The sequence below is a fragment of the Caulobacter sp. ALps2 genome (genome assembly GCF_058681635.1).
The window spans coordinates 1,641,817-1,654,465 of the sequence record NZ_CM178743.1 but is presented as its reverse complement, the minus strand read 5'-3'; the positions used below and the strand labels follow the sequence as shown (position 1 = coordinate 1,654,465).

The 12,649-nt window shown below is 67.9% G+C and carries 11 protein-coding genes; all 11 read right to left on the bottom strand.

Annotated elements, in window-relative coordinates; all coding sequences use genetic code 11:
- Positions 1-79: 79 nt before the first annotated feature.
- The gene (pnp, locus tag ACW173_RS07845) at positions 80-2,230 is read right to left on the bottom strand and encodes a polyribonucleotide nucleotidyltransferase (RefSeq protein ID WP_492084388.1); all 2,151 of its coding nucleotides are present in this window, start codon (positions 2,228-2,230) and stop codon (positions 80-82) included.
- 280 nt (positions 2,231-2,510) lie between these two features.
- Complete coding sequence (gene rpsO / locus ACW173_RS07840; protein ID WP_454713536.1) at positions 2,511-2,780, bottom strand: 30S ribosomal protein S15; 270 nt, start codon at positions 2,778-2,780, stop codon at positions 2,511-2,513.
- 14 nt (positions 2,781-2,794) lie between these two features.
- Positions 2,795-3,727: a tRNA pseudouridine(55) synthase TruB gene (gene truB, locus ACW173_RS07835; RefSeq protein ID WP_492084386.1), complete on the bottom strand. Its 933-nt coding sequence runs from the start codon at positions 3,725-3,727 to the stop codon at positions 2,795-2,797.
- Between the two features lie 3 nt (positions 3,728-3,730).
- Complete coding sequence (gene rbfA, locus ACW173_RS07830; protein ID WP_492084384.1) at positions 3,731-4,198, bottom strand: 30S ribosome-binding factor RbfA; 468 nt, start codon at positions 4,196-4,198, stop codon at positions 3,731-3,733.
- Between the two features lie 100 nt (positions 4,199-4,298).
- Positions 4,299-5,084, bottom strand: coding sequence for a dienelactone hydrolase family protein (locus ACW173_RS07825; RefSeq protein ID WP_492084382.1), 786 nt, complete (start codon positions 5,082-5,084; stop codon positions 4,299-4,301).
- A gap of 42 nt (positions 5,085-5,126) precedes the next feature.
- Positions 5,127-5,489, bottom strand: a complete 363-nt coding sequence (locus tag ACW173_RS07820; protein ID WP_492084381.1) for a YciI family protein — start codon at positions 5,487-5,489, stop codon at positions 5,127-5,129.
- A 72-nt stretch (positions 5,490-5,561) separates the two neighbouring features.
- The gene (locus ACW173_RS07815; RefSeq protein WP_492084379.1) at positions 5,562-6,140 is read right to left on the bottom strand and encodes a hypothetical protein; all 579 of its coding nucleotides are present in this window, start codon (positions 6,138-6,140) and stop codon (positions 5,562-5,564) included.
- Positions 6,137-6,652, bottom strand: coding sequence for a DUF2939 domain-containing protein (locus ACW173_RS07810; protein ID WP_492084378.1), 516 nt, complete (start codon positions 6,650-6,652; stop codon positions 6,137-6,139). Before ACW173_RS07810 ends, ACW173_RS07815 begins: the two co-directional genes overlap by 4 nt.
- 115 nt (positions 6,653-6,767) lie before the next feature.
- Positions 6,768-9,893 carry a translation initiation factor IF-2 gene (gene infB / locus ACW173_RS07805; RefSeq protein ID WP_492084376.1) on the bottom strand — a complete coding sequence of 1,042 codons (3,126 nt, stop codon included), beginning with the start codon at positions 9,891-9,893 and terminating at the stop codon, positions 6,768-6,770.
- 293 nt (positions 9,894-10,186) lie between these two features.
- Positions 10,187-10,837 carry an RNA-binding protein gene (locus ACW173_RS07800; RefSeq protein WP_492084374.1) on the bottom strand — a complete coding sequence of 217 codons (651 nt, stop codon included), beginning with the start codon at positions 10,835-10,837 and terminating at the stop codon, positions 10,187-10,189.
- Positions 10,838-10,921: 84 nt separating this feature from the next.
- The gene (gene nusA, locus ACW173_RS07795) at positions 10,922-12,649 is read right to left on the bottom strand and encodes a transcription termination factor NusA (protein ID WP_492084372.1); all 1,728 of its coding nucleotides are present in this window, start codon (positions 12,647-12,649) and stop codon (positions 10,922-10,924) included.

Below are 12,649 nucleotides of genomic sequence, written 5' to 3'. Positions count from 1 at the left end.
CAACCCCAAAACGCAAAACGGGCGGCCCCTTTCGGAACCGCCCGCTCGCTAGTCACTCAGCTCGGAGAGCCGTTCACCCTCAGGTGTTGACGGCGTCTTCCGGAGCCAGTTCGGCCTTCTTCGACAGGTCTTCGCCGGTCTCTTGATCGACGACCTTCATCGACAGCTTGGTCTTGCCGCGATCGTCGAAGCCCAGGAGCTTCACCTTGACGATCTGGCCTTCCTTCAGCACGTCCGACGGCTTGGCGACGCGTTCGTTGCTGATCTGGCTGACGTGGACGAGGCCGTCCTTGGCGCCGAAGAAGTTCACGAAGGCCCCGAAATCGACGACCTTCACGACCTTGCCGTCGTAGATCTTGCCCACTTCGGCTTCGTCGGTGATCGACTTGATCCAGTCGATCGCAGCCTTGATCTTGGCGCCGTCCGAAGCCGAGACCTTGACCGTGCCTTCGTCGTTGATGTCGACCTTGGCGCCGGTGGTGGCGACGATCTCGCGGATCACCTTGCCGCCCGAACCGATCACTTCACGGATCTTGTCGGTCGGGATGGTGATGGTCTCGATCTTCGGCGCGTAGTCGCCCACGTCTTCACGCGGAGCGTCCATGGCCTTGTTCATTTCGCCGAGGATGTGAGCGCGGCCTTCCTTGGCCTGGGCCAGGGCCTGCTCCATGATCGCGGGCGTGATGCCGGCGATCTTGATGTCCATCTGCAGCGAGGTCAGGCCTTCGCTGGTGCCGGCGACCTTGAAGTCCATGTCGCCCAGGTGATCTTCGTCACCCAGGATGTCCGACAGAACCGCGAAGCCGTCCTTTTCCAGGATCAGGCCCATGGCGATGCCCGAGACCGGACGGATCAGCGGCACGCCGGCGTCCATCATGGCCAGCGACGAACCGCAGACCGTGGCCATCGAGGACGAACCGTTCGACTCGGTGATCTCCGAGACCAGGCGGATCGTGTAGGGGAAGTCTTCCTTGGCCGGCAGCATCGGGCGCAGGGCGCGCCAGGCCAGCTTGCCGTGGCCGATTTCGCGGCGGCCCGGGCTGCCCATACGGCCGGTTTCACCGACGCTGTAGGGAGGGAAGTTGTAGTGCAGCAGGAAGGATTCCTTATAGGTGCCTTCCAGGGCGTCGATGAACTGCTCGTCGTCGCCGGTGCCCAGGGTGGCGACCACGATCGCCTGGGTTTCGCCGCGGGTGAACAGGGCCGAACCGTGGGTGCGCGGCAGGATGCCGACTTCGCCCAGGATCGGACGGACGGTGCGGACGTCACGGCCGTCGATGCGCAGGCCGGTGTCCAGGATGCCGCGACGCACGACGTCGGCTTCCAGTTCCTTGAAGATCGCGCCCAGCTTTTGCGGGTCGTAGCCGGCCGGGTTGGTGTCCGACAGGCCGAGGGCCGCGACGGCCTTCTTCTTGGCGGCGCCGATCGCTTCGTAGCGGTCTTGCTTCTTGGTGATCTTGTAGCCGGCGGCGATGTCGGCGCCGACGAGGCCCTTCATCTCGGCCTTGATCGCGTCGGTGTCTTCCGGCTCGAACGCGAAGGGCTCCTTGGCGGCATGCTCGGCCAGCTCGATGATCGCGTCGATCACGGTCTGCATCTGCTGGTGGGCGAAGTTGACGCCGCCCAGCACGATCTCTTCCGAGAGCTCCTGGATTTCGCTTTCGACCATCATCACCGCGTCGGTGGTGCCGGCGACGACGAGGTCCATCTTGCTTTCCTTCAGCTCGTCGAGCGTCGGGTTCAGCACGTAGCCGTCATTGATCCAGCCGACGCGGGCCGCGCCGATCGGGCCCATGAACGGGGCGCCCGACAGGACGAGGGCGGCCGAGGCGGCGACCATGCCCAGGATGTCGGGATCGTTCTCGAGGTCGTGCTGCAGCACGGTGACGACGACCTGGACTTCGTTCTTGAAGCCCTTGACGAACAGCGGGCGGATCGGACGGTCGATCAGGCGGGAGACCAGGGTCTCCTTTTCCGACGGACGGCCCTCACGCTTGAAGAAGCCGCCGGGGATCTTGCCGGCCGCGAAGGTCTTTTCCTGATAGTTGACCGTCAGCGGGAAGAAGTCCTGGCCCGGCTTCTGGGTCTTGGCGAACACGGCGGTGGCCAGGACGACGGTTTCGCCCATGGTGGCCAGAACGGCGCCGTCGGCTTGACGGGCGATGCGACCGGTTTCGAGGACCAGCGTCTTGCCGCCCCACTCGATCGTCTTGCGCTTGATATCGAACATTTTTCGTCTTTCGGTTCCCGCGAGCGGATTCTCGTCGGGGCGGACAGGGAAGGACGGCTTCAGCTTGAAGAGCTGTTGGGAGCCGGCCCGATGATCCTCATCCAGTTCGACAGGCGGGTTTGAGGACGTGAACCCTCGGACGGACGAACGGTTCTGGCCGAGCTCCCCGAAAGGAATGGGCCGAACCGCCTTGGGATCCCGACGAACGGCCTGTCTCGACCGCCGGGCTCCAAATACGCGATCCGCCGCCCCGCGTGAGCGGGGCGGCGGACCTAGTGCCTTAGCGACGCAGACCCAGCTTTTCGATCAGGGACTGGTAACGGGCGACGTCGGACTTCTTCAGGTGGTCGAGAAGCCGGCGACGCTGGGAAACCAGCTTCAGCAGGCCACGACGGCTGTGGTTGTCCTTCTTGTGCGTCTTGAAGTGCTCGGTCAGGTTCGAGATGCGCTCCGAGAGGATCGCGACCTGGACTTCAGCGCTGCCGGTGTCGCCAGTGGTGCGGGCGTGTTCGGCGATGAGCGCGCTCTTGCGCTCGATGGTGATCGACATCGGGTTGTCTCCGCTCAGGTGAGTTGGAAGACCCGCACCGGATTGAGCTTCCCGGCGCGCATCTCGCACAAGGCCACCAGCCGATCCCCCGACATGGCGGAAACGGTGCGATCACCGGGCGTGAGCTCGGTTTTCAGCGTTTCCACCTGCCTTGGGAGCAGGACGATGGCGCGTCCCTGTGCAAGTCGAAAGGCGTCTTCGTCGGTCACGGCCAACGCCGGGATGTCGTCCAGCGCGGTCTCGACCGGAAGCAATGCCTCCGACAGCCGGGCCTCATAGCTCAAATTCTCGAGAGTTTCCAGCGATATCGAGGTCGCCTCGGTAAACCCGCCCACCCGGGTGCGGCGCAGCTCGGCGACGTGGCCACAGGTTCCCAGCGCCTTGGCCAGGTCGCGGACCACGGCGCGGACATAGGTGCCCTTGCCGCATTCCATCTCCAGGGTGACGTGGTCCGCGTCGGGCCGCGCCACGACCTTCAGGTCGAAGATCTTCACTTTCCGGGTCGGCAACTCGAACTCGACCCCGTCGCGGGCCAGGTCATAGGCGCGCTCGCCGTCGACCTTGATGGCCGAGAAGTTCGGCGGGATCTGGTCGACCTCGCCGATGAAGGCCGGCAAGGCGGCTTCCACCTGCTCGCGGGTCGGACGCACGTCGGAGGTCCCGGTGGTCTCGCCCTCGCGGTCCAGGGTGGTGGTGTCCCGCCCCCAGGCGATGGTGAAGCGGTAGGCCTTGTCGGCGTCCATCAGGAACGGGACGGTCTTGGTCGCCTCGCCCAGGGCGATCGGCAGGATGCCCGTCGCGAGGGGGTCCAGCGTGCCGGCATGGCCGCCCTTCTGGGCGTTGAACGCCCGGCGCACGCGGGAAACGGCCGTGGTCGAGGTCAGGTCGTAGGGCTTGTCCAGGCACAGCCAGCCCGAGACGGCGTCGCCCTTCTTGCGGCGGGCCATGCCTCAGTCCTCGTCGTCTTCGCCGGCGACGTCCGCGAGGGTACGAACGTCCTGCCGCACGCGCGGGTCGTCGAACAGCCGGTCCATATGGGCCGCGGCGCCGAAGCTCTCGTCGTGAATGAACTTCAGGTCGGGCGTGAACTTCATGTCGATTAGCTTGCCCAGGCGCCCGCGCAGGAAGCTCGCTCCCCGGTTCAGGGCCTTGATGACCTCGACGATGTCCTCGTCCTTGCGGCCCGCCTCGCCCCTCAGGCCGGCGCCCAGCGGTTCGACGAAACAGACGGCGTGCCGCAGGTCCGGGCTCATCCGCACTTCGGAGACGGTGATCGAGACGCCGACCAGGACCGGATCGGCCAGGCCTTCCTCGCGGAAGACATCGACCAGGGCGTGGCGGATCAGCTCGCCGGCGCGCAGCTGGCGTTGCGAAGGCCCCGTCGGGGCGCTCTTCTTGGTCTCGGTAGTGCGCTTCATGGCGCGGTATCCTTGCGGCCCGGCCGGCGGATCGAACGCCGGTGCGCGGGGAAAATCGGAAGGCGGGGTGTCTAGGCCTGTCGGGCCCGGAAGTCCAGCCTTACGCCCCCACCCGCGCCTTGAAGAACGCGATCACCTTGTCGCGGGCCCGCATGCTGCCGCTGTCGGGGGCCGAGCGATGCAGGTGCAGGGTCAGCACCGAGTGCGGGGCCATGGGCACGCCGGGCGCGGCGTCTTCGTCGTCCAGCTCGACCACCTCGACCTTGTCGCCGAACTCGGCCTTCAGGCGTTCGAAGCGGGCGTTGGGCGCCAGTCGGTCGGAGGAAAAACGCAGGGCCAAAAGCGACAGGTCCTCGTCCTTGAACCGCTTCCTGGCGCAGGCCAGTTCCGACGCCGAACAGTCCAGGCCACCGGGCTTGTTCAGCGGCAGCGACGGCTGGGACATCACGGGCGCCACGACCGAAGGCTCGGTCATCATCGCCAGGGCGAAGCCGCCGGTGAAACACATGCCGACCGCGCCGACGCCCTTGCCGCCGCATTCGGCGTGGGCCTGGCGGGCCAGCGCCCGCAGCCAGTCGACGATCGGGCTGGAGCGGCCGTCCTTCAGGGCGACGAACTCGCGGCGCACGCAGATGTTCTTGAAGATCTCGCCGATCGCGTAGCCCCGGGTGACCGGCTTGGCGGGCTGGCCGAACAGGCTGGGGCAGAAGGCGGTCAGGCCAGCGTCGGCCAGGTCGCGGGCGAAGGCCAGCACGCCTGGATGCAGGCCGGGCACCTCGTGGATGACGATCACCGCCGGCCCCGCGCCGATGCGGAAGACCTCGCGCGTCCAGCGCCCGTCGTCGAACGCGAACCGCTCGAACCCCGCCAGCACATCGTTGACCATGCCCGCCCCCTCTTTGTTTCGGGAAGGCTAGACCGCGTGGGATCAGAACGCCATCGCCCGCTCCCAGGCAGGACGGGGCCGGCCTTGGACCGGGCGCTCGGAGAGGTCGCCGGGTTCGAGCAGCAGGCGGATCTCGATCTCGGACGAGCCATCAGCCGGCGCGGGGCAGCGGCGCACCCAGGCGGCGGCGTCCTCGCGGGAGTCGAGGTCGAAGACCCAAAAGCCGGCGACGGTGCGGCCCTCGCCCGTCAGGGTCGCTTCCGGCGCGGTGCGCGCGCCCCGGGCCGACAGCCTGGTCCGGTCGGCCACCCCGGCCCGGACCAGTTCGGCGTCATAGGCCCGCATCGCCCGGTTCAGTTCGAGACCAGGCTGGGCCTCGACCTTCAGAAGCACCATGAAGCGCATCACCCATCTCCCGTTCCTCTCTTCAAAGACGCGGGAGGCCGGTCGGATGCGACACGACCGGCGAAAAATTATCTAGTTGGTCGTGTCCGGGTGCTGGGGACTGTCGGTCCAGTCGCTCATCGGATCGGGCGCGCGGTTCTTGGGCAGCCGCCATTCGCCGCGATACGAGAAGTCCAGCGTGCCGCACAGGCGAGCCTTCTTCTCCCCATTCGGGGCTTCAGCCTTGGGATCATCGCCAAACGCCTGGATGCGCAGGTCGCGGCGGATCGCGATGGTGCTGAACGACAGCCACAGCCGCGTCGAGCCGGGACAGAAGGCGCGGACATAGACCTTGCCCTGGGCGGCCTTGGCGTCGACCTCGAACAGCATGGCGTCGGCGTCGACGCCGTCCATGGCGGCGAGGCCGCCGGGGCCGAGGTCCTTCTGGCGTCCGTCCCTAAGCCGCGCCTCGGCCGGCACGCCGGTGGCCAGCACCTTGACCGGCCGGCCCGAGCCCAACAGGCCCTGGTTGAACAGGATCGTCACGCCGGCGCCCGTCAGCCGCTTGGCGTCCGGCGAGATCGGGTCGTACGAGAACATCCGCGTCTCGGCCCGGGCAGTCGTCACTGCCAGCAGGGCCAGGGCCACGCCCCCCCAGATGGCTTGCTTCATCGCTTGAAGTGCAGGTTCGCGGCTTGAGGATCAAAGCCCGACAGGCGCCAGCGGTCGCCTTCCAGGCTGAAGGTCAGCAGGCAGGGTCCGTCCTTCTTGGCCGCGCAGACCCGGCCGTCGCCGACCGGACGCAAGGTGCTGGCGATGGCGATGCGGCCCGGGATCGGACGGTCGGGCGTGTAGCCGTAATAATTGGCGGCGGCGTGGAAGGTCTCAGGCCGGATCAGCGCCTCGCCAGCGACATCGGCCAGTGGGCCCGCCGCCAGGGCGGCCAGGGCCATGACGCCATTGCTCTGCCCGCCGCGCTGACGAGCCTCTTCCATCAGGCGCGACTCGATCTGGTACTTCAGCGCCCGCCGGTCGACATGGGCGTCGAAGGTCGCCCGGTCGTTGTCGCGGATGGCGATCAGCAGGGCGTGCACGTCGCCGGCGGCGTCGTAACGGGTCGCGGTCGCGCAGGCCCCGAGCGAGGCGGCGGCGACGGTCAGAGCAAGAAGAGCCTTGATACGCATGCGGAATGGGTACCCCCGGAATGGGGCGATTTCCAGTCTGGGTTCACGAGCCCCCAACGACAAAGGGCGCGGACCTTGCGATCCGCGCCCCCTGACTTTCGATTTCGCGGCGGCCCTAGTCGAGCTGGCGCTTGATCTCTTCGACGGTGAAGCACTCGATGGTGTCGCCGACCTTGATGTCCTGGAAGCCGGCGAACAGCATGCCGCACTCCTGGCCGACCGGGACTTCGTTGACCTCGTCCTTGAAGCGCTTGAGCGTCGCCAGGGTGCCCAGTTCCAGGACGACGATGTCCTGGCGGATGATCCGGACCTTGGCGCCCTTGCGGACCACGCCTTCGGTGACCTTACAGCCGGCGACCTTGCCGATCTTCGAGATGTCGAAGGCCTGCAGGACCTCGGCGTTGCCGAGGAAGGTTTCGCGCTGGATCGGGGCCAGCATGCCCGAGAGCACGCCTTTGATGTCGTCCAGCAGGTCGTAGATGATCGCGTAGTAGCGGATCTCGACCCCTTCGCGTTCGGCCAGGGCTCGCGCCTGCGCCGAGGCGCGGACGTTGAAGCCGATGACCGGCGCGCCGGCGCCCTTGGCCAGCATGACGTCGCTTTCGCTGATCGCGCCGGCGCCCGACAGGATGATCCGCGCGCGGACCTCGTCGGTGGCCATCTTGTCCAGCGAACCGATGATCGCCTCGGCCGAACCTTGCACGTCGGCCTTGATGATCAGCGGAAGCTCTTTCAGCTTCTTGTCCTGCAGCTTGGCCATCATGTCGGCCATCGAAGCGCCGGCGCCCACCGGGGCCAACGACTTCTCGCGCTTCAGGCGGATGCGGTACTCGGTCAGCTCGCGAGCGCGGGCTTCGTTCTCGACCACGGCGATGGCGTCGCCCGGCGAAGGCACGCCGTCCAGGCCGAGGATCTCGACCGGGGTGGCGGGACCGGCTTCGGTCAGCTGCTCGTTGCGCTCGTTGAGAAGCGCGCGGACGCGGCCCCACTGGCTGCCGGCGACGACGATGTCGCCGCGCTTCAGCGTGCCGCGGTTGACCAGGACGGTCGAGACCGCGCCGCGGCCCTTGTCCAGCTTGGCCTCGATCACGACGCCGTCGGCGCTGCGGTCGGGATTGGCCTTCAGGTCCAGCACTTCGGCCTGCAGCAGGATGCCTTCCAGCAGCTCGTCCAGGCCGGTGCGGGCCTTGGCCGAGACCTCGATGATCTGGGTGTCGCCACCCAGGCTTTCGACGACGATCTCGTGCTGCAGCAGCTCGTTGACCACGCGGGTCGGATCCGAGCCCGGCTTGTCCATCTTGTTGACGGCGACGATGATCGGCACGTCGGCGGCCTTGGCGTGTTTGATCGCCTCGATCGTCTGGGGCATGACGCCGTCGTCACCGGCCACCACCAGCACGACGATGTCGGTGATGTTGGCGCCGCGGGCGCGCATCGACGAGAACGCGGCGTGGCCGGGCGTGTCGAGGAACGTCACGCGCTGGCCGTCCTTCAGGCGAACCTGATAGGCGCCGATGTGCTGGGTGATGCCGCCGTGTTCGCCGGCCGCCACGTCCGTGGAGCGCAGGGCGTCGAGCAGGCTGGTCTTGCCGTGGTCGACGTGACCCATGATCGTCACGACCGGGGGTCGCGGCTCCATGTGATCGTCGATGTCCTCGGCGCCGATGAAGCCTTCTTCGACGTCGGCTTCCGACACGCGCTTGACGGTGTGGCCGAACTCGGTGGCCACCAGCTCGGCGGTGTCGTTGTCGATGACGTCGTTGATCTTCAGCATCACGCCCTGACGCATCAGGAACTTGATGATGTCGACGCCGCGCACGGCCATCCGGTTGGACAGTTCCTGCACGGTGATGACGTCGGGAATGACCACTTCACGCGCGACACGGGCCTGTTCGGCCACGCCGCCGCGGCGCTTTTCCTTTTCACGTTCGCGAGCCCGGCGGACCGAGGCGAGCGAGCGCATCCGATCGGCGGAATCCCCGTCGCCGGCCACGGCCTGGATGGTCAGGCGACCTTCGCGGCGTTGCGGCGCGCCCTTGACGCGCGACACGGCCTTGTTGGGGGCGTTCGCGGCCTTGCGGCGATCGTCATCCTCGTCGGGACGGCGGCTGACTTCGCCACCGGGACGCGGGGCCGAACGCATGGCGCGCTGGATTTCCGGCGTGGCCGGAGCCGAGGCCGGAACACCAGGACGCGGACCGCGCGGCGGACCGCCAGGACCACGCGCGCCCGGGGCCGGACGCGGCGCGAGGGCCGAATAGCGGACGGTCTGCTGCGGACGGTCGCCTTGCGGACGATCACCACGGTCGCCGCCTTGGGGGCGGTCGCCACGATAGCCGCCGCGATCGCCTTGCGGACGATCACCCTCGGGGCGCGGACCGCGCGGACGGTCACCCTCGGGGCGCGGCGCCCGTTGGCCGAAATTGGCGCCGGCGTCGGGACGCGGCGCGCGTTGGTTGAACGGGCGGTCGCCTTGCGGGGCCGGGCGATAGGTCGTCGTGCTGGGACGATCGTCGCGGCGCTCGCGGCTGGGCTCGTAGGTGCGGGTCTGGCCGGGCGCGGCCTGACCACGCGGACCATCATGACGGGGGCCGTCGTGACGCGGGCCCTCATGGCGAGGACCTTCGTGACGGGGCGCATCCTGGCGCGGAGCCTCGGCGCGCGGCGCGGCCGGGGCCGGAGCCGGGGCGACGGGGCGCGGAGCCGGGGCGGCCGCCGCCGGCGGCGGGGTCACCGGCGCGGCGGGCGCGGCCGGAGCCTGAGCGGCGGGAGCAGGAGCAGGAGCAGGAGCCGGGGCGGCGGCGGCGCGTTCGGCCGCGGCCTTGGCGGCGGCTTCGCGCTGGGCGGCTTCCTGAGCGGCGCGGGCGCGGGCTTCGGCGGCGGCCTGATCGGCGGCTTGGCGGGCTTGGTTTTCGCGAGCGGCGTCGACGACGCGCTGACGGGCGCGCAGTTCTTCCTGCGACAGGCCGCCAGCCGAACCGCCGCCACCGCCGCCTTGCGACTGCTGCGGGCGCGGAGCCGGGGCGTCCGGCGTATGGCGACGCTCTGCCGAAGACGGCGCGGCAAGATTGCCGGACGCGGGCGCGTGAGGACGCGTGCGTTTGGTTTCCACAACCACCGTCTTGGTCCGGCCGTGGCTGAAGCTCTGCTTCACGACTCCAGCGCTCACCGAGCCCTGGCGGGGCTTCAGCGTCATCGGGGGTCGATTGCCGGGACGGCCGTTTTCGTTTTCGTCGCTCATGCGCTCGCTTGTACTTCCGCCGGGCGGTACCCGGCTAAAAAACCGTTCGTTCCATGTGAGAAAGGGGCCTGGACGTACCTCCAAAAAGGAAGCGCGTTTCCCGACCCTTCGCTCACGAACGCGACCCGAATAGCCGCGTCCAACATCAAAGATTCTAGAGCTTTTCCATCGCACCGGCGGTTCCCCGGTGGGATGCAAAAACCCTAGAGCCTGTTTCGATCGGCCGGCCAACCCGGGCGAACAGGCTCGCCCTCTTTCATAAGAGCCCTCACCCGCCGACGGCGGAAAGGCCTCTAGCCATCCTCGCGTCCGTTCGCCGACCATTCGGGAGGCAAAAGCGGGCGGAAACCTGACAAACGTTCGACATCCAAGGCCCAACGTTCGATGCCGCGCCCGGCAAGGAGTGCGGTGTGTATCACATTCTCCCCGCCCAAGGCCAAACTCAATTCATCCGAATTGAATGCGCCCAGCAAACGGGGCGCTGTCGGGGCCTTTCGGGCGGCGTTCAGGATCTTTCGGCGACCGTCGGCGGCCGCGTCGGACGCCTCGATCAGCCAGGCGACCTGACCCGTCCCCAGGGCCGCGACCACCTTTTCGAAGCCTGAGATAATGGTCCCCGCCTTCCGCGCAAGACCCAGGCTGTCCAGGATCCGGCGGACCAGCAGGGCCTCGACTTGGTCGGCTAGGTCGGCGGGGGCGGTCAGCTTGGTCTTGGCCGCGCGTGAGAACAGGCCCTTCTTGGCGGCGGTCGTGATCGAGTCCCGGTCGGCGGCGACCCAGATGCCCCGGCCTGGGAGCTTTCTCGCCACGTCGGGCGTGACCACGCCGTCCGGCCCCGCCACGAAGCGGACCAGGCGCGCCTCGTCCGTCGCCTCGCCCAGGACGATGTCCTTGCGCAGGCGGTTGGCTTCGGCGTGGGTCTTGGGCGTGGCGGCTTCGGTCATGTCTCGCTTGGCTAGCAACGGTCCACAATGGCGAACGGCCCCGCGGATCGCTCCGCGAGGCCGTCACGCGTTCGTCGGAGGCCCTTAGGCTTCTTCTTCCGTGGCGGCGTCTTCCGAAGCGACCTCGGCGGCTTCCTCGGTAGCGGCGTCCCCAGAGGCGGCATCTTCGGCGACGTCTTCGGCGACCTCTTCGGGTTCACCCTCGTATTCGCCTTCGTATTCGGCTTCCGGCTCGTATTCCGGTTCCGGCGGGGCCTCGACCCAGCCCATGACGATACGAGCGCGCATGATCAGCGCCTCGGCGTCTTCCGGCGACAGGTTGAAGCTTTCCAGGATGCCCGGCTCGCGCACGCGCTCGCCGCCCTTGTTCTCGAACCAGCCGCGCATGTCGTCGGGGACCAGACCGGCCAGGTCTTCCACCGTCTTCACGTCGCCTTCGCCCAGGGCCACGGCCATGGCCAGGGTCACGCCCTCGACGGCCAGGACCTCGTCGGCGACACCCAGTTCCAGACGCTTGGCGTCCAGGGCGGCGGCTTCCTTGTCGAGGAATTCGCGGGCGCGGGCCTGCAGTTCCTCGGCCGTCTCCTCGTCGAAGCCTTCGATCGAAGCGATTTCATGCGGCTCGACGAACGCCACGTCTTCCACCGCGGCGAAGCCTTCGGTGACCAGCAGCTGGGCGATGACTTCGTCGACATCCAGGGCTTCCTGGAACAGCGACGTGCGCTCGGAGAACTCGCGCTGGCGGCGCTCGCTTTCCTGGCTTTCGGTCATGATGTCGATCTGCCAGCCGGTCAGCTGCGAGGCCAGGCGGACGTTCTGGCCACGGCGGCCGATGGCCAGCGACAGCTGCTCGTCCGGCACGACCACTTCGACGCGCTCGTCCTCTTCGTCCATCACCACCTTCGACACCTCGGCCGGGGCCAGGGCGTTGACGATGAAGGTGGCCTCGTCTTCCGACCACTGGATGATGTCGATCTTCTCGCCCTGCAGCTCGGCCACGACGGCCTGCACGCGCGAACCGCGCATACCGACGCAGGCGCCGACCGGGTCGATCGAGCTGTCGTTCGAGATGACGGCCATCTTGGCGCGCGAGCCCGGATCGCGGGCCACGGCGCGGATCTCGATGACGCCGTCGTAGACTTCCGGCACTTCCTGGGCGAACAGCTTGGCCATGAAGCCGCCGTGCGCGCGGCTCAGCATGATCTGCGGGCCCTTGGTCTCGCGACGGACGTCGTAGATGTAGGCGCGGATGCGGTCGCCGACGTTGAAGTTCTCGCGCGGGATCGACTGGTCGCGGCGCATGATGCCTTCGCCGCGGCCCAGGTCGACGATGACGTTGCCGTATTCGACACGCTTGACGCTGCCGTTGACGATCTCGCCGACACGATCCTTGTACTCTTCGTGCTGACGCTCGCGCTCGGCTTCGCGGACCTTATGCATGACGACCTGGCGGGCCATCTGGGTCTGGACGCGGCCGATCTCGAACGGCGGCAGGTTCTCTTCGTAGACCTTGCCGATCTCGGCGTCGCGCCAGGTGCGCTTGGCGATCGACAGCTGGACCTTGCCGATCTCGCCTTCGAGTTCGGTGTCGTCGGCGACGACTTCGATCACGCGCTTCTGCGTCGTCTCGCCCGTACGCGGGTCGATCTTGACGCGGATGTCGTGCTCGGCGCCGTAGCGGGCGCGAGCGGCCTTCTGGAGCGCGTCCTCGATGGCCTCGATGACGACTTCCTTCTCGATGCCTTTTTCACGCGCGACCGCGTCGGCGATCTGCAGGAGTTCGAGTCGGTTGGCGGCGATGCCGATGGCCAT

Bases quoted from the DNA above. Each gene is read 5' to 3' on its own strand.
- pnp (WP_492084388.1), bottom strand. From the start codon at position 2,230: ATGTTCGATATCAAGCGCAAGACGATCGAGTGGGGCGGCAAGACGCTG.
- rpsO (WP_454713536.1), bottom strand. From the start codon at position 2,780: ATGTCGATCACCATCGAGCGCAAGAGCGCGCTCATCGCCGAACACGCC.
- truB (WP_492084386.1), bottom strand. From the start codon at position 3,727: ATGGCCCGCCGCAAGAAGGGCGACGCCGTCTCGGGCTGGCTGTGCCTG.
- rbfA (WP_492084384.1), bottom strand. From the start codon at position 4,198: ATGAAGCGCACTACCGAGACCAAGAAGAGCGCCCCGACGGGGCCTTCG.
- ACW173_RS07825 (WP_492084382.1), bottom strand. From the start codon at position 5,084: ATGGTCAACGATGTGCTGGCGGGGTTCGAGCGGTTCGCGTTCGACGAC.
- ACW173_RS07820 (WP_492084381.1), bottom strand. From the start codon at position 5,489: ATGCGCTTCATGGTGCTTCTGAAGGTCGAGGCCCAGCCTGGTCTCGAA.
- ACW173_RS07815 (WP_492084379.1), bottom strand. From the start codon at position 6,140: ATGAAGCAAGCCATCTGGGGGGGCGTGGCCCTGGCCCTGCTGGCAGTG.
- ACW173_RS07810 (WP_492084378.1), bottom strand. From the start codon at position 6,652: ATGCGTATCAAGGCTCTTCTTGCTCTGACCGTCGCCGCCGCCTCGCTC.
- infB (WP_492084376.1), bottom strand. From the start codon at position 9,893: ATGAGCGACGAAAACGAAAACGGCCGTCCCGGCAATCGACCCCCGATG.
- ACW173_RS07800 (WP_492084374.1), bottom strand. From the start codon at position 10,837: ATGACCGAAGCCGCCACGCCCAAGACCCACGCCGAAGCCAACCGCCTG.
- nusA (WP_492084372.1), bottom strand. From the start codon at position 12,649: ATGGCCATCGGCATCGCCGCCAACCGACTCGAACTCCTGCAGATCGCC.